Annotated in this window: 15 protein-coding genes; 2 read left to right on the top strand and 13 right to left on the bottom strand. The window is 47.7% G+C overall.

Annotation, left to right across the window (positions count from 1 at the left end; translation table 11 throughout):
• The first annotated feature begins 278 nt into the window (after positions 1-278).
• Together C9I89_RS06350 and C9I89_RS06345 are read left to right on the top strand one after the other, a co-directional pair.
• Positions 279-749, top strand: a complete 471-nt coding sequence (locus tag C9I89_RS06350) for a cell division inhibitor SulA (RefSeq protein WP_107282508.1) — start codon at positions 279-281, stop codon at positions 747-749.
• A gap of 182 nt (positions 750-931) precedes the next feature.
• Complete coding sequence (locus C9I89_RS06345; RefSeq protein ID WP_107282507.1) at positions 932-2,338, top strand: basic amino acid/polyamine antiporter; 1,407 nt, start codon at positions 932-934, stop codon at positions 2,336-2,338.
• A gap of 100 nt (positions 2,339-2,438) precedes the next feature.
• Here C9I89_RS06345 and C9I89_RS06340 read toward each other — a convergent pair whose 3' ends face one another.
• The 13 genes from C9I89_RS06340 to C9I89_RS06280 all read right to left on the bottom strand — a co-directional run bounded on the left by C9I89_RS06340 (position 2,439) and on the right by C9I89_RS06280 (position 16,519).
• On the bottom strand, positions 2,439-2,837 hold the full coding sequence (locus tag C9I89_RS06340; RefSeq protein WP_107282506.1) for a hypothetical protein: 399 nt from the start codon (positions 2,835-2,837) through the stop codon (positions 2,439-2,441).
• A gap of 274 nt (positions 2,838-3,111) precedes the next feature.
• Positions 3,112-4,329 carry a glucose-1-phosphate adenylyltransferase gene (glgC, locus tag C9I89_RS06335; RefSeq protein ID WP_107282505.1) on the bottom strand — a complete coding sequence of 406 codons (1,218 nt, stop codon included), beginning with the start codon at positions 4,327-4,329 and terminating at the stop codon, positions 3,112-3,114.
• Positions 4,330-4,717: 388 nt separating this feature from the next.
• Positions 4,718-6,145 (bottom strand): ethanolamine permease, encoded by a 1,428-nt coding sequence (eat, locus tag C9I89_RS06330; RefSeq protein WP_107282504.1) that lies wholly within the window; start codon positions 6,143-6,145, stop codon positions 4,718-4,720.
• A gap of 145 nt (positions 6,146-6,290) precedes the next feature.
• The gene (locus tag C9I89_RS06325; protein ID WP_107282503.1) at positions 6,291-6,839 is read right to left on the bottom strand and encodes a BMC domain-containing protein; all 549 of its coding nucleotides are present in this window, start codon (positions 6,837-6,839) and stop codon (positions 6,291-6,293) included.
• 23 nt (positions 6,840-6,862) lie between these two features.
• A complete protein-coding gene (locus tag C9I89_RS06320; RefSeq protein ID WP_107282502.1) occupies positions 6,863-8,206 on the bottom strand; it encodes a 4Fe-4S dicluster domain-containing protein in 1,344 nt (447 codons plus the stop codon).
• A gap of 15 nt (positions 8,207-8,221) precedes the next feature.
• Positions 8,222-8,878 (bottom strand): ethanolamine utilization microcompartment protein EutL, encoded by a 657-nt coding sequence (eutL, locus tag C9I89_RS06315; RefSeq protein ID WP_107282501.1) that lies wholly within the window; start codon positions 8,876-8,878, stop codon positions 8,222-8,224.
• Positions 8,879-8,892: 14 nt separating this feature from the next.
• A complete protein-coding gene (gene eutC / locus C9I89_RS06310; protein ID WP_107282500.1) occupies positions 8,893-9,801 on the bottom strand; it encodes an ethanolamine ammonia-lyase subunit EutC in 909 nt (302 codons plus the stop codon).
• A gap of 10 nt (positions 9,802-9,811) precedes the next feature.
• The gene (locus C9I89_RS06305) at positions 9,812-11,176 is read right to left on the bottom strand and encodes an ethanolamine ammonia-lyase subunit EutB (RefSeq protein WP_107282499.1); all 1,365 of its coding nucleotides are present in this window, start codon (positions 11,174-11,176) and stop codon (positions 9,812-9,814) included.
• A gap of 13 nt (positions 11,177-11,189) precedes the next feature.
• A complete protein-coding gene (locus C9I89_RS06300; protein WP_107282498.1) occupies positions 11,190-12,620 on the bottom strand; it encodes an ethanolamine ammonia-lyase reactivating factor EutA in 1,431 nt (476 codons plus the stop codon).
• Positions 12,620-13,882, bottom strand: a complete 1,263-nt coding sequence (locus tag C9I89_RS06295) for an iron-containing alcohol dehydrogenase family protein (protein WP_245905417.1) — start codon at positions 13,880-13,882, stop codon at positions 12,620-12,622. Before C9I89_RS06295 ends, C9I89_RS06300 begins: the two co-directional genes overlap by 1 nt.
• 3 nt (positions 13,883-13,885) lie before the next feature.
• Positions 13,886-14,725, bottom strand: a complete 840-nt coding sequence (eutJ, locus tag C9I89_RS06290; protein WP_107282497.1) for an ethanolamine utilization protein EutJ — start codon at positions 14,723-14,725, stop codon at positions 13,886-13,888.
• A gap of 2 nt (positions 14,726-14,727) precedes the next feature.
• Positions 14,728-16,161, bottom strand: a complete 1,434-nt coding sequence (locus C9I89_RS06285; RefSeq protein WP_107282496.1) for an aldehyde dehydrogenase family protein — start codon at positions 16,159-16,161, stop codon at positions 14,728-14,730.
• 64 nt (positions 16,162-16,225) lie between these two features.
• On the bottom strand, positions 16,226-16,519 hold the full coding sequence (locus tag C9I89_RS06280) for a EutN/CcmL family microcompartment protein (protein WP_107282495.1): 294 nt from the start codon (positions 16,517-16,519) through the stop codon (positions 16,226-16,228).
• Positions 16,520-16,577: the final 58 nt, after the last annotated feature.

Here is a 16,577-nt window from a genome sequence, read left to right as displayed (position 1 = left end):
CAGTTACCTCCCGATCGTGAAGCAACTCAAATATCTTAATCAAAACCCAATCCCCCCAGGCTCCCTACACTGGGCGAGTTGATTTTTACCAACATCACCACAAAGCAATAAAGTAATTAAAAACAACATGATAAAAATAGAAGCTCAGTCTCGTTTAGCCGAAAAAAGTCTCACATGAGATTGGAACTGACACAAAAAACTTGCATACGTGCCCAAATAAAACTACTGTATACACATACAGTATGTGTGTATAACCACTGGATGGGGATGACGGATCAATGACAGCATTATTTAATCGCTTACAATCGGTTACTGCTTCGCAGGCGTATAAATCGACCTTTACTACTGACTCAGCAATGCCTCATTACCAGTCGGTTAAATGCCCTATTGAAGTTTGTTTTTCAGACGAAAAGCAGACACAACTTGCCTACTTCCTGCGTTTACTAAAGCAAGCTAGTCAGCAAAATCGCTGGATTATGTTCATTGGCGATGACGCACTTATCGATAAAAATCTACTAATTAGTGCCGGTATTGCTCTAAACAAAGTACTGGTCTTAAATAATAAAAAATCACTTACCGATCAGGTCCTAATGACTAAAGCTCTTATTACCGGGAACTGCAGTGCAGTCATTGCAACGGGTGATATTGAGGATTTCGAGACAGAATCTATTCGACAGGCAGCAGAACAAGGCCTGTCATTAGCTTTTGTCATCAACCGAGAAGCAAGCCGCAATCTGACATTTCACTAATATCTATATACCCAACCCCTTGCAATCAATTCACTGTCGGCTTTCTTGATCTACAGCAATTATCAGCGGAATTACCTATCATAGAGCCGATAGACATCACACAATTCGTGATATAACGCGAAAACGCACCATAAAATGCCTTATTATTACCAGCCTCTAGTTTTTAAAACTTGGTTTTTATTTTGGATAATAAGCTTGGATTAGGTGCGATGACCGCACTGGTAATTGGCTCAATGATCGGCGCTGGAGTCTTTAGTCTTCCACAGAATATGGCGGCCGTCGCCAGTCCTGCAGCTGTAATGATTGGCTGGGGTATCACGGGTCTCGGAATGATCTTTCTCGCCCTGGCCTTTCAACACCTCTCGCAACTAAAACCCGAAATTGAAAGTGGTGTCTTTGGCTATGCGCAAGCTGGGTTTGGGGATTTTATCGGTTTTTGCTCTGCCTGGGGGTACTGGCTCAGCGCTATGCTGGCCAATGTTTCTTATCTAGTCATTGTTTTCAGCACGCTAGGTATGTTTTTCGACCAACCTGATATGGTGTTATTCGGCGAAGGAAATACCTGGCTTGCTGTTGCCGGCTCTTCAGTTTTATTATGGTTGGTACACGCATTAGTGTTACGTGGTGTACAAACAGCCGCTGTGATCAATATGGTTACAACTATAGCCAAACTTATCCCTTTGATCATGTTCATCTTATGTGCGTTAATCGCATTTAAGTGGGACACCTTCGTGTGGGATTTCACCGGCCTCCACTTTGGTGAACAACACAGTTTACTGTCGCAAGTCAAAAGTACCATGCTGATCACCGTGTGGGTGTTCATTGGTATAGAAGGGGCTGTAGTAGTTTCCAGCCGCGCAAGGCACCGTAAAGACATTGGCCGTGCAACCATTCTTGGGCTGTTAACTGCGCTCTCTATTTATGTACTGGTAACGCTACTCTCTATGGGGGTGATTAGCACTGAAGAGCTTGCAACCTACCAGAACCCTTCCATGGCTCAGGTACTAACCCACATACTGGGCCCTTGGGGAGGGATCATTATCGGTTGTGGCTTGTTGATCTCTGTTTGTGGTGCTTTTCTCAGTTGGACCGTACTGGCTTCAGAGGCTCCCTACTTAGCAGCTAAAGACAACATGTTCCCGAAAAGCTACACACGACAGAATGAAGCAGGTAGTCCGGTAAAAGCCCTTTTGCTGACCAGCTGCTGTATTCAGGTTTCACTGTTTTTTGTTATGTTTGCTGGCGGAACCTACGACACACTTCTCGCTGTCGCCTCAGAAATGATATTGGTTCCCTACTTCTTGGTTGGTGCTTACACCCTACGTCTGGCCATTGAAACGAATAACCGCGGTTCGCTGCTGTTTATCGGCAGCTGCGCCAGCCTTTATGGATTATGGCTACTTTATGCCTCAGGCCTCAACTATCTTCTGCTCTCAGCGCTACTCTACCTGCCTGGGTTGTACTTCTACAGCAAGGCGAAGCGTGAGCAAGGCGTTAAGATTTTTGTCGGCAAAGAAAAAGCCGCAGCCAGTCTGTTAACTGTTGCAGCCTGTCTCGCGGTTGGCATGTTATGGCAAGGCATCTTATAACTGATAACCTATAAAAAAAGCCAGTAAATATACTGGCTTTTCTCTTTCTGAACACAACAAACATCTAATACCACCCGGGATAATTTTTGGCTTACTCATCTCACAAAATGCAGACGTTAAGTGCTTCCCCATTCTCTGCGACAAAACTAATTCTGCAATCTGATTTCTCCTCAATTAAAGCCAACTGCTCTTCATCCAGAGAGTAAGGCAATCTAATAAGGAGGTTATCTATATGTTCAGAACGGGCCAGACGCAGTAAACGGATCATGTTATTTGCATCGCTAATATTGGTAGATAGCACTTTAAGCGCCTGCATCTGGAGTTTTTCAGATTCAGTTAAACCAATGGGCAGAGACGATGTCCATGATATCTCTAAAGCAGGCAGCAGGGCTTTCAATGCATCAATAAACGTTATCTTATGCTTACAGGATGCAGACAAAAACGATGTGTAATCAAACACGACATTTTCTTTTTTTGAGGCTTCAACTGATGTTTCCATATTAGTCCTTAAGAGAAACATAACTACTGTTGCTTTGACCATTCAATGCACTCGTTTGCATTGGTAATTAACTATACGATCAACTTGTTTAAGAGGTATTCTTAGTTTTAGGAAATTTGCGCTTGATCTTACTTTTTCCACGTAAAAATCAATAAAAATATACCCCCAGAACATTTGATTAACATCAATGAAACCTCGAAAACACTTTACTTACGTCGTTGAAATATGTTTGCAATTCTGTTACCAACTATCAGCGATATCCTTCTATGATCATTTATTTAAATTGATAAGAAGATGGCACCACTATCACCCCCTTTTCTGAAATATCGAAACGCTTGGCATCAGCTTTAGCATCAATACCAATCTCTACTCCTGGCGGGATCTTTACATGCTTATCAATAATGCAGTTTTGCACGTGTGAACCCTCGCCTATTTCTACCCCTTCAAAAATGATGCTATTGATCACCACCGCAGCATTCTTAATTTTCACCCTTGGGAACAGAATTGAATTTTGCGCAGAACCACCTTCAATCACTACACCGCTCGATATAATGGAATTGATAAAAATACCTTCATTTCCCGTTGCTGACGAAACTGTTCTGGCTGGTGGCAGCTGAGGTTCATAGGTCCGGATTGACCAGTCAGACTGATATAGATCCACGGGGGGCACAGGCTGTAACAAATCCATATTGGCCTGATAGTATGAGTCGATAGTTCCAACATCTCGCCAATAGGCGTCTTGTGTTACTCGTCCTTCTTGTCCTCCAAAACGATGAGCATAAACGCTGCCCCCCTCAAGCAGTTTTGGAATAATATCTTTACCAAAATCATGGCCGGAAGATGAATTTTCCGCATCTTCTTGCAGAGCATTTATCAATAATTGGGTCGTAAAGACATAAATCCCCATCGAAGCCAAACTACAACCGGAGTTACCCGGTAAGGTTGCAGGTTGTTGCGGCTTCTCAGTAAATGCCACAATTCGCTGGTCTTGATCAATTTCCATCACGCCGAATTCACTGGCTTCCTCAACTGGCACTTCCATACAGGCCACCGTTAAATCGGCATTCGTTTGCTTATGGTGCTCAATCATAGGGGCGTAATCCATCCGGTAGATATGATCCCCCGACAATACGACGACATACTTTGCTTCGCTACGAGATAACAGATACAGATTCTGAAAGATGGCATCGGCAGTTCCACTATACCAGCTGTCGCCTGTGCGCATTTGAGGAGGAATATTAGTGATGTATTCACCAAGTTCAGGGTTGAAAATCGACCAACCGTCTCGTAGATGTTTTTGTAACGAATGGGACTTATATTGAGTCAGTACAAGTATTCGGCGCACTCCGGAATGCAGACAATTTGCCAAGGTAAAATCGATAATGCGGTATTTACCGCCAAAAGGTACCGCTGGCTTTGCCCTGTTATCTGTTAGTGGCGACAATCGAGAACCCACTCCACCGGCTAAAATTACTGCTAATGTATCTTGCATTGTCTGACCTTCCTTAGTAAAAAGTTAATCTTTAACCAGATAGGCAAATATCAAGCCAGCACTTAACCCATTAATAAGCTGGCATATTAAAAATCACTCTGTTTTTGTTGCACCAAAATGCTGAAACAATCACGGCATATATGCACAAAATTGAGGCAAGTCTATTGAGCTATTGCAACCTGTGCACTGTATTGTCGCGTTCAAAGATTTCGGGGATGATGTGGCGGTGCGGCTAGACCAATCGGAATAATAGTTCCGATTGATCTTACATGAAGAATATTGAGGAATTAATACTTGGACGAAACCAACAACCACCAACTGATGCCGGTGGCTGTTAAATCACATTATTCTTTTGTGTAGTCACAAAGAGAATGCCGAGTGAGCTATCTTAGCCATCAAGCTCCGCTTCTGCTTCCAGGATAGCAGCAAACTCTTCTTCTGCAGTATGCTTTGATACTTCTTTGTGTTTGAATACAAAGTAGTAAGCCATACCGAGTGCATAAAGACCTGCTGCCCATAATGCCGCGCGAGCATCATAAGCAAAACAAGAACTCAGTGCGATAATTGACAAGACCAGCGCAATACCAGCTGTCACTGTACCGCCAGGCGTTTTATATGGACGCTCAAGATCAGGTTCGCGACGACGTAATAAAATATGACTGTACGCCTGAAGTGCATAAGAAATGGTAGCACCAAATACCGCCATCATGATCATCATGTCACCTTCACCAGTCAGTGAAGCAATGAAACCAAAAATACCCGGAATAACCAACGCCCAAGTAGGCACTTTACGCTTACCTGTTAATGACATGAAATCAGGCAGATAACCCGCACGCGATAAAGCAAATACGAGACGGCTATATCCATAAATGATCGAGAAGAAGGATGCAATTAACCCTGCCAAGCCAACGACATTAACAAAGTTAGCCAGCATCGAGTCTTGACCGTACACTTTACGCAGTGCATCGACGAGCGGTGCACCATATTCACCTGTCGCGGAAGCACCTGCAGCACCTGGAACCAACAACATCACCATCGCAGCAGAAATCAAAAGGAAGATCATGGCCGCAATAATACCGCGAGGCATATCCGTTTTAGGATCTTTCGCTTCTTCAGCAGCCAAAGGAACGCCTTCAACAGCCAGGAATAACCACATACCAAATGGTAGAGCTGCCCATACGCCATACCAGCCTTGAGGTAAGAACGTCGTCGCTCCGGCAACATCTGGGTTAGCAGCAATATCAAACAGGTTACTTACTTCAAAATGAGGGATTAAGCCAAGTGCCGTCACAATAATTGCAATTACCGCTAAGGCGGTGATCACCATCATAATGCGCAACGCTTCACCAGCACCGATTAAGTGAATGCCCACAAAGACCAGATAGAAAGCGGCATAGACGGTTGGTCCATCCCAGCCAAATAGTGCATTGGTATATTGACCGATAAATATAACAATCGCCGCAGGAGCAATGGCGTATTCAAGCAAAACGGCCAGCCCAGTTGCGTACCCGCCTACCGGTCCCATAACACGACGAGCGAAGCTGTACCCCCCACCTGCGGTAGGAATGGCCGCTGACATTTCAGCAAGAGAGAGAACAAGAGTGAGGTACATGAGCCCCATTAAACAAGCAGCAATTAACATGCCGCCCCACCCTGCTGTTGCTATACCGAAGTTCCAGCCGGCATAATCGCCGGATATTACGTAAGAAACACCGAGTGTTGCTAGCAGCATCCACCCTGCAACCCCTTTTTTCAACTGTCTCTGATGCATGAACTCTTTCGAGCCAAAATCAGACGAATTAGATTGTTCTGACATAAATCACCTGTAGAGTAAGAGTTATAATTTTGTTGTGCGGGATTTAGGTTAAAAGTAAACGTATTACTCAAATCCATTTAGTGATAAGAACCTAAACCCTCTCTCTATGCCGTTCTGTGTGTTTAATGCTTATTGTTTAATCTCCCTATAATTTATCCTCTAATATCTCTTTTCGCGGTTGTGCAATAACCACCTTGTCTACTAACAAACCTTTGTGTTTAATTTTCTCTGCGGCCGCTTCAACGGCGGCCGTTACCGCGGCGACATCACCGGTAAGCGTCACGAACCCCTTACCGCCGATAGCCATCGCCATATGAACTTCCATCAACTGAACATTTGCCGCTTTCACCGCAGCATCGGCAGCTTCAACAATGGCAGCAACCGAGAAGGTTTCGACAATGCCTAATGCATCAGTCTGTTCAACCACACGTGTGCCTGATATAGCCGGAAAAACGTCGGGATGAACATTGGCAATGATCAAATCATCGATTATTTCACCGCCTCCAACGCATAAGCCCGTTTCAACCGCCGCATTAATTGCAGCAATATCACCACCCATCATCACCATGAATTTGCCTGGGCAAATCGTACGGTTAAAAAGAATGTCAACATCCGCGGCTTTTAACATGGCATCAGCCACCAGATAACCTCGTGCAATCGAATTAAGTTCAATACAACCTATCGCATTTACCATTTTCAGCTCTTCTTCTTTAACCGTTACTTCTCACGCTCAATGACAATGACATCACTGACTGAAATTACTTTTCCGCTGATGCTGGCATGTACCGACACACTTAGTGCTTGTGGTACGGCTCTGCCAATCAGCTGGCCTTTTGCCACGCTGTCACCGACTTTAACGGCTGCCATCGCGGGCTTACCGATGTGCTGCGATAATGGAATACTGACCTGACACACATCGGCCTCTAACGCTTTATCAAGCTCAACAAACGCTGCTTTCGTTAACGCGTATTCAGCCAGCTCTAATCGGCGAGTTAGGCGTTTGGTTGGTACCCCGCGGTATTCACGCAGAGGATGGACATCCGTCGTTTTGGCTTGTAGCTGCTGCGGACTCATCAACTGGTTGTTATCGCGCAGTTCACGCTTTGTTGTTCCGCATACGCGACTAGGATCTAACCCCTCGGGACACGACCACATAGTGCACAAGTTACAACCACTACATGCTTGAGCCGCGAGGGCATAACTTAAGTTATTGGTGCCAGAAACTTGTAAGGCGCGCATTGCTAAATGCGGCTTGATCGGGTAGCCCAATAAACCACGAGGACACATTGAGGAGCACATACTGCATTGATCGCAGGCTGCTTTACCGATACGACGTAAATCTTGTTCACTGCGGGTTTTAATGCGTGCAATTCGGGACTCACGTGGCAATACCAACAGACCGCTCGATACTTTGGTGACTGGCTGGCTTAAATCTTCGGTGACTGAGCCCATCATCGGGCCGCCTTCGACCACCACAAACTCGCCACAAGTGATACCACCAGCTAAATCGATAGCCTGTTGGTAAGACATCCCGACAGGTAGCCACGCCGTATAAGGCTGCCGTACTTCACCGTGCACTGTAACCATGGTGTCGGTGACAGGCATACCTTGTGCCGCACGGAACACATTAATAAATGATTCGATATTATTGACCATCACACCGATGTCTTTCGGCAAGCCGCCAGACGGAATACGTTTGCCTGTTGCTTCGTAAACCAATTCGACTTCATCCCCTGCCGGATACACATCTTCCATCAGTAATAATTCGATGGTGTCCGGTAACGAGGCTTGTAAAACCGCAATGGTATCGGCATTTTTCTTTTTAATTCCAATCACACCACGGCTGGCACCCACTTGATGCATGGCCAATAACATGCCGCCAAACAGTTCTTTGGCCCAGCGCTGCATAAGTACCTGGTCTTTATAGAGCAACGGCTCACATTCGGCACCGTTAGCCAGCACCCATTCAACCTGACAATCGAGCTTAACGTAGGTGGGGAAACCTGCCCCACCAGCGCCAATCACACCACCGTCCTGAATCTGTTGTAAAAACGGATCCATCAAAACACTCCCAACTTAGTTCGCAATTGGATTACGGGCGACATCTAATACTGCAGCCTCAAACGCGTCACAGGCTGCACGACACGCAGCTTGTGAACCGGTCAAATGACCACCACCAAAGTTAGTTTCTGATGGTGGCGCAAACAGGTTAACCAGCTTCACATCCGCCGCTTTCAATGCCGCATCAAGGCCCACCATTGCTTCCAACGGCGGGGCGATTAAGTAAGCCAGTGCCTCACCTTGCTCAACACCGGCTTCTTCTGACAGGTAACTCCCTGTCGATGAAACCAGGTGGGCGAAATAGGCCAACTCACCACTTTCATCCGCACATTGGAAAGCCGCTTCATCTTCAATGAACGCTTTCGCACGCTCTAAGCCCGCAATAATGTCGGCCGGGCAATCTGCAGCGATAATACCGATAACCTCACCGGACGTAGGGCCCGATGAATGCGCGGCACCCGCATAGAAAGACTTGGCATACACCACATCGACATTGGCCGCTTTGGTCGCTTCATCAAGGGCGCAGTAAGTTACGTCGTCACAGTCTGCCGTAATCAAACCGATACTGTTATGGTGTGGCTTCAGCCCTAATTTTTCTTTATAAACAGGATCAACAGAAGCGATCACACGTGTCGCTAAAACTGAGGGTTGAATTTTATCTAAGATAGCCATCGTTATTTCCTATATCAGCGTTTCAGGTTGATACCGCTGGCTTTCTTATCCAGCATGGTTTTCACGAGATCGACAATAACCGCAGCCGCTTCAACCGGTGGTGTACCGCCCGCATGAATGTTCGAGATCACGGTACGATCTGATTCAACCGTATTGTCGGTAGGCTTATAAATCGCATAGCAGCTAAGTGACTCAGACTGGCCTAGCCCCGGACGTTCGCCGATCAACAAAATGTTTATTTCAGCATTTAAAAGCATGCCTATTTCATCTTGTGCTTTAACCCGGCCATAACGGAGAAAGAACGGCGTACCAACATCCAACCCGGCATTTTTCAGACCGTTCAATAACGGAGGCAATATTTCATCATGGTTCACGGTGACGGCATCAAGGCTCAGACCATCCGACAGCACTACCTGCACCTGAGGTGCATGCTTGCATTTGGCTTTAAGCAGGGCTTTGGCCTCATCATTTAATTTACGCCCCATATCAGGACGAGTCAGATACTCATCTTTATCACGGGCGCAAGTTTGTATTTCCATTAGGCCACGTTCTTGCAGCCAGGATGATTCAACGTTCTTGATCACCGTATCTTTTGAACGTGAATGATCGGCCAGGAAACGCAGCAATGCCGTAGTACGCGGACGAGGACCGGTGCGGCCGGTACCCACACGGGCATCGGTCTGGCTGATCAGATCTTCCACGACTTTCGGTTCAGCCGCATTCTCAATGCCGTTCCAATTCTTAAAACACTTATCACCCAGATCTGGCAATGACTCGCCACTGGCGGCCGATAGACCACTAGCCTGATTGGCCGCATTGGCGGTTGCATCAATCACTTTGGTGATTGCCGATGGCTGGATATTGTTTTCGCCAAGCTGGGCTAAAACAGTTGCTACTATGTCCTGAATTCTTTGCTCGTTCATTGCCACACCCTTACTTGAAGAAGATTGATGGATCGCCCGCTTTAGCTGTCAGACGACCGTTTTCCATCAGCCCCATTGTTTCCATCCAAGCTTCGAATTCTGGCGCCGGGCGTAAGTTCAATAGCTGACGAATTGTCGCGGTATCGTGGAAAGAGGTGGTCTGGTAGTTCAGCATGATGTCATCGCCCATCGGCATACCAATCACGAAGTTCACGCCGGCCGCAGCCAATAACACCAACAGGTTTTCATTCGAGTTCTGGTCGGTATCCGCATGGTTGGTATAACAGGCATCACAACCCATTGGCATCCCTGACAGTTTGCCCATGAAGTGATCTTCAAGACCGGCACGGATGATCTGTTGATGGTTGTAAAGATATTCAGGACCGATAAAACCAACAACCGTGTTAACAAGATGCGGCTTATAACGCTGGGCTAACGCATAACAACGCGCTTCCATCGTCATCTGATCGGCACCGTGGTGCGCATCTGCTGATAACTCTGAACCCTGGCCGGTCTCAAAGTACATCATGTTGTTGCCTGCCAGGTTGCTATACTGCTTGCCCACTTCGTAGGCTTCATCGAGCATCTCAACGCTCACACCAAATTCAGCCAGTCCTTTTTCCGATCCCGCAATACTCTGAAACAGTAATCCTGCCGGTGCTCCTTTACGTACCGCCTCCATCTGAGTGGTGATGTGGGCAAGTACACAAGGCTGAGTGGGAATGTCCCACTTGGTGATAACATCCTGAATGGCATTCAGCATTTGAGTCGTATTTTCAACACTGTCGGTAACAGGGTTGATTCCGATCACCGCATCGCCACAACCATAAGTCAGACCTTCAAATGTCTGGGCCAGAATAGAGTTAACGTTATCGCGAGTATCGTTTGGCTGCAGGCGGCAGCTAAAGCGACCTGGCAGACCCACCGTTGCGTTAGCTTTGGTGATCACTGGCAGTTTCTTAGCGCCATACATCAAATCGCTGTTTGAACTCAATTTAGCAACCGCAGACACCATCTCTGCCGTCAGGCCCTTTCGTAGGCGCTGAACATCCTCATTGGTCGGATCATCAGACAATACATACTCACGCAACTCACTGACTGACCAGTTCTTAATTTTCTCAAATACCGAGCGGTTCAGGCTATCCTGGTTGATCCGGGTAATGATGTCGGATTCATAGCTGACCACGGGATTTTCACGCAGATCATTCAAGGTCATTTCCGACAAGACATGTTTAGCGGCAACGCGCTCTTGAGCTGTTTCAGCCGCCACACCTGCCAGCACATCGCCGGAACGCAATTCCGAGGCCTTCGCCAGCACTTCTTTTACATCCCTGAATTGGTAAGTCTGACCAAACAGGTAGGTTTTCAACTTCATCAAACAACTCCTATTAAGACGGGAAGGCGAGTGATTTCACGGTTAACGGGACAATCTCCCCGCCGAAATAACTTTTACCTATATCGATATAGTCACCCTCACAGGTGGCTACTTCATCAATCACACTCAGGGCTTGCGGTGTGAGTAACGGTTGTAATTCCATGCCTAACGCTTTACCGATGTCGTTATGCACGATGACCAATGCCGTTGTATGGTGATTACCATGGTCACGATAAAACTGGGCCAATTCTTGCGCGGCATGCTGTACCGCCTGATAACGGATCGGCATGGTGGCATCCAGTGAGATGGCATAACGGTCGCAGCCCAACGCTAAATCCATCCGTTCTGCGGCAATCACAATCTCGTCGCAAATTGCAGGCTTTGGTTGCTGCCAGTCAATCGCGGGGTGTACCACCGGAATATTTTTCAACGGCAGTTCATCGGAATTAAGCCAAATGGTTGAACCCGACAAGGTTAATGAATAGGCACCGGCACCAATAACCGTGGCACGCAGTGTCTGGTTCGGCTTTTTCACTGCCCGGTGGGCTAACCCTTTATGGCGTAATAACGCCCGGGCTAACAACGGACCTAAATCGCCAAATTGAGTCAGTTCGAGTGGCTGTTGTTGCTGCTGATAAAAACACTCGCCTACCCCCCCACTTAAGAAAATGGCGTCAATGTCAGCAATCGCTTTCAACTCCGGGGTTTGCAACAAATACGCTGCAAGCTTTGTTATCTTGCCGTTAATCAGCTCAACAATCAGATCGGCCATGCGTGTAACAATACGGTTGATATGATCAGCCGTGATCTGACGCGGATGCAGCGCCTCACCAAACAGATCCTGAATAACCGCTATAGCCGGTTTATGGACATAACTGATACCACCTTGCGGATTCAGTTCGATCAAGCGACCGCCGATATTCAGACACGCGGTATCGACCACTCGCCCGCAGTCAAAAATCACATAGTTAGAAGTGCCGCCACCAATATCAATGTTCATCACTTTAAGGTGGTTTTGCTGTGAATATTCTTGTGCGCCACTGCCGCGGCCCGCAATAACCGATTCCAGATTAGGGCCCGCGGTGGCGACCACAAAGTCACCTAATTGGTGCGATAAATCCATGATGGCGTCACGCGCATTATGGGCTTTCGCGGTTTCACCGGTAATAATAATGGCGCCCGTTTCAACCCCTTGCGAAGAAAATCCGGCTAACTCAATCTGCTGGTCGATAAACTGACGTAAACCCACCGAATCTATCATGCCGTTGTGATCGATAGGGGTGAACGATACCGGGCTCTGATAGCTAATTTCGCGGTCAACAAATTCATACACTGGCACCTGTGACGCAGGCGCACGGTTAACCACCGTAAGGTTAGAAAAAATCACCTGCGTGGTGGTGGTCCCGATATCGATACCGACACTGTGTACAGTTTTGCGATCCATCAGCAGTACCCCTCAGGGAATTCACCGCTTAATACCTGCTCTAGCAATGTTACAATCTGAACTGGCGTTACCTGGCGAGGATTACCAATCAGACAGATATCCTGCATCGCTTGTTCGGCAAGTTGCGGCAGATCGTGTTCAACTACGCCAAAACCTGCCAGCGACGTCGGTAATCCTAAATCAATTACCAATTGGCGCACGGCGGTGATCGCGGCATTACACCGTTCGCGTTGCGTCATCGACTCGCGACTTACGCCCAATGCACTGGCTACCTCGGCGTATCCGGCTTCACAGCACAATGCATTAAACGCCATCACATAAGGCAGTAATATGGCATTCGCGACCCCATGAGGAATGTGATAGCGAGAGCCGATTTGATGGGCAATGGCATGGGTCAGACCCAGCCCTGCATTACTAAAGGCTAATCCGGCTTTGTAAGCAGAAACGGCCATGTCATAACGCATATCCATGTCTTCGCCACAGCCGACGGCAACCGGTAACGCCCGGATCAGCGTTTCCATCGCATGATAGGCATAGGCTTTGGATAATGGATTAACCTGACGAGACACATAAGCTTCAACTGCGTGGGTCAGGGTATCAACACCTGTTGCTGCGGTAATACCGGCAGGTACACCCAGCATTAATGCCGGATCCAGCAGCGCCATATCTGGCACTAAAGCCGGACCTTTGATTGGCACTTTGATGTTGTACACCAAGTCTTTAATCACTGTAATGTCAGTCACTTCAGAACCGGTGCCCGCAGTGGTTGGAATAGCGCCTAAGCCCACACGGCGTGATGCTAAGCCACCAACTTTAAAATCTGCCAACGGGCCTTGATAATCACCAATGACCGCAATTGCTTTGGCTGCATCTAATGCAGAACCGCCGCCAACGCCTAGAACAAAATCAGCCTCGCTCGTTTTTAGTGCCGCTAAGCCTTGGGCTATCATTGCGCTATCAGGCTCACCTTCAACATCGCTGAATACCGTGAGCCCAAGCCCCGCCGTAGTAATCGCCGCTTCGCAACCTGAAACCAGACCTAATTGCCACACCATTTTGTCGGCAACCAATAAGACATGAGTGGCACCCAGCTCTTGCAAGATGTCGCCAAGCTGATTGACACAATATCCGCCGGTGACGGTTATCGCCGGAGAACGGAAGGCAAAACCCTTATACGGGCGGTACTGTTTGAGGGTCTGGTTAACAATACTGGCGATATCTGCGGTTGAGACCGGCATTGATACAGGCAACGACTGAGTCATGATTTATTCCTCTCCCTGCAATGTCAGGCCGTAGCTGGCAATCGCTAGCGGGGTGAGATACAGCGCACGCGATAATTCGACAATTTCAATGGCCGGGAACGTCTGGTTGAAAATCTCCGCAAAACCCTTGATCAAGGTGCCGCCACCGGTGAGATAAATGGCTCCGGGCTGATGACCGGCAATATGCCCTGCCACGATATCGGACATTTTCTCAATGACTGGTTTTGCCATCGCCGCTACCATGGGTTCTTCATGGCTGCGGCGCTTAAATTGTTCCGCCTTTTCCATGTCGATCCCCATACCACCAGCAATTGTTAGGCTGACATGACGACCGCCCGAGGGCTCATCGAGAGAAAGCACCAAGTTGCCGTTTTCAATGATTGCAGTCCCGGTAGTCCCGCCACCCACATCGACCACAGCACCGCTGTCGATATGGAGTAAAGCGGCAACACTGGATGGTTCATCAATGACATGGCTCACCACGATACCCGTCGATTCCACCACGTTAATTGAAATGCGCGGATCGGTTCCCGGTGGATATGATGTGATCGCTTCTTTCGGCTCAATGCCGAGTTTTTGCTGCACTTTTTGTAGCTGACTACGCACGATTTGACAGGCACCGAAATAATCAACCACCACCCCATCCCGTACTACGTCGGCCCAGTCAAGGAAAGCCGCAATTGGCGTTCCTTGATCGTCTATCACAACGGTCTGTATATCTGCCGTACCCAAATCGATTCCGATCTGCACATGTTCAGGAGCTGTAATCGGTGTTTCATCGTTTACAATCTCGTCAATAATGAGCAGATTCTGGTTGGTCTGAGCGAGATAATCCGTCTTCATACTTATACAATCCTGAATGCATCAACAGCGGTACAACGACGCTTACGGGTAAAGGTCAACGCATTGGTTACCCCTTCTCCGGTCGGTGTTGAAATCGTCATGGTTGTCCAGCCTTCACCACCCGCGCCAATGGCAGCAATCGCAGGACCATTTTTAGCCAGCAGGCTACAGTCAAGTTCATAGGCCATGCGCGTCAGCACATCGATGTTTTTCGAATGGACAGCACCGGTGTGACGATTACCGCTTTCCAGTTCAACCGCCCAATCAATGGCTTGATCGGCATTCGCTGCACGGATCAATGGCAATATCGGCATCATCTGCTCGGTAACCGCAAATACATGAGATTTGTCTGCTTCAAAAATTAACAAACGTGTTTCTGCCGGTACATCAATGCCCGCGGCAGCAGCAATTTTGGCAGCATCGCGGCCAACCCATTGGGGACTCGCTGAAGGTTTATTCCCCGGATACCCTTTCAGTACCACACGAGCAATGGCTTCTGCCTGCTCTGGGCTTACTAGATATGCACCATTACGGCACATCGCCACTTTCAACTCATCGGCAATGGAATCTACGGCGATAATTTCTTTTTCCGTGGCACAGACGATGTTGTTATCAAAAGATGCCCCCTGCACAATTGAAATCGCTGCTCGTTCCAAATCCGCGGTTTCATCAACTACCACGGGCGGATTACCAGGGCCTGCTGCGATTAAACGTTTGTCGGTCACTTTGCGGGCCGCATCAACAACAGCATCACCACCGGTTACAACTAATAAACGAATACCCGGGAAGGTGAATAATGCCTGGGCATTTTCCAGTGATGGCTTCGCGACTGTGGTACAAATATGCGCTGGGCCGCCAACACTTTCACAGGCTCTATTCACCAGTTGAATCGCATATTGTGAAACTTTTTTTGCCGCCGGGTGCGGCGCAAATACCACTGCGTTGCCCGCTGCAATCATGCTGATAGCATTATTAATCACAGTGCAAGACGGGTTGGTACTGGGGGTTACGGATGCAATAACACCCCATGGTGCATTTTCGATTAAGCTCATGCCGGCATCACCTGAAACCGCTTGCGGTGCAAGAATTTCAGTACCCGGTGTACGTTGTGCAACTAATAAATGCTTGGCAATTTTGTCATCCACCCGACCAAAGCCGGTCTCTTCAACCGCCATTACAGACAGTTCACGAGCATGTTTTTTTGCCATACGACGAATGGCTAAGATCATTTCATCGCGCAGGGCAATCGTGCGGATCTGTTTTTGCGCTGCGGTTGCGGCCGCAACTGCACCATCCAGGGTCGCAAACACACCGTAATCGCCTTGTTCTTTCAATAACGGCTCTTTTAAAGCATTCGCGGAAGATGCAGTTGCAGAATTGTCGTTCAACTGCAATACGACGCGCCTTACAATTTCTTCTATTTGCTGCTGATCCATATTGAATCTACTCCACCCCATCCACTAACAATTTGACTGATCACTTTTGATTCAACGTGATCTGTCACTTGCAATAACATTGCTCGTTTGCAGATGTTACTTCGTCAATAATGCCGACCACACAAAGGTCAACCGGAGATCCATCCTCGGTGCTTCCATACGCTACACGCGCTGAACTGCCAGCCACCACCATCACCCACTCCCCTTCACCAGCACCAAGCTGATCCATCGCGATATGCGTATCTCCGGTGGCTTCGCCGCGCTGATTAACAAATTCGACTAAGCACAATTTGTCCATTCGCATGTTATGACTGCGGACCGTGGCAATCACATGACCAATTACGCGAGCAATTCGCATGAGATCTCCTTCCTATTCCAGATTTATCTCCCCTTGGCATTTTCATTTACCAAGGGGA

Origin of the sequence: Photobacterium lipolyticum (assembly GCF_003026475.1) — a bacterium.
Classification (GTDB): domain Bacteria; phylum Pseudomonadota; class Gammaproteobacteria; order Enterobacterales; family Vibrionaceae; genus Photobacterium; species Photobacterium lipolyticum.
The sequence above is the reverse complement of the archived record's forward strand: the minus strand, read 5'-3'. Positions and strand labels throughout refer to the sequence as shown.

Coding starts and splice junctions, on each gene's coding strand:
- C9I89_RS06350 (WP_107282508.1), top strand. CDS start 279: ATGACAGCATTATTTAATCGCTTACAATCGGTTACTGCTTCGCAGGCG.
- C9I89_RS06340 (WP_107282506.1), bottom strand. CDS start 2,837: ATGGAAACATCAGTTGAAGCCTCAAAAAAAGAAAATGTCGTGTTTGAT.
- glgC (WP_107282505.1), bottom strand. CDS start 4,329: ATGCAAGATACATTAGCAGTAATTTTAGCCGGTGGAGTGGGTTCTCGA.
- eat (WP_107282504.1), bottom strand. CDS start 6,145: ATGTCAGAACAATCTAATTCGTCTGATTTTGGCTCGAAAGAGTTCATG.
- C9I89_RS06325 (WP_107282503.1), bottom strand. CDS start 6,839: ATGGTAAATGCGATAGGTTGTATTGAACTTAATTCGATTGCACGAGGT.
- C9I89_RS06320 (WP_107282502.1), bottom strand. CDS start 8,206: ATGGATCCGTTTTTACAACAGATTCAGGACGGTGGTGTGATTGGCGCT.
- eutL (WP_107282501.1), bottom strand. CDS start 8,878: ATGGCTATCTTAGATAAAATTCAACCCTCAGTTTTAGCGACACGTGTG.
- eutC (WP_107282500.1), bottom strand. CDS start 9,801: ATGAACGAGCAAAGAATTCAGGACATAGTAGCAACTGTTTTAGCCCAG.
- C9I89_RS06305 (WP_107282499.1), bottom strand. CDS start 11,176: ATGAAGTTGAAAACCTACCTGTTTGGTCAGACTTACCAATTCAGGGAT.
- C9I89_RS06300 (WP_107282498.1), bottom strand. CDS start 12,620: ATGGATCGCAAAACTGTACACAGTGTCGGTATCGATATCGGGACCACC.
- C9I89_RS06295 (WP_245905417.1), bottom strand. CDS start 13,882: ATGACTCAGTCGTTGCCTGTATCAATGCCGGTCTCAACCGCAGATATC.
- eutJ (WP_107282497.1), bottom strand. CDS start 14,725: ATGAAGACGGATTATCTCGCTCAGACCAACCAGAATCTGCTCATTATT.
- C9I89_RS06285 (WP_107282496.1), bottom strand. CDS start 16,161: ATGGATCAGCAGCAAATAGAAGAAATTGTAAGGCGCGTCGTATTGCAG.
- C9I89_RS06280 (WP_107282495.1), bottom strand. CDS start 16,519: ATGCGAATTGCTCGCGTAATTGGTCATGTGATTGCCACGGTCCGCAGT.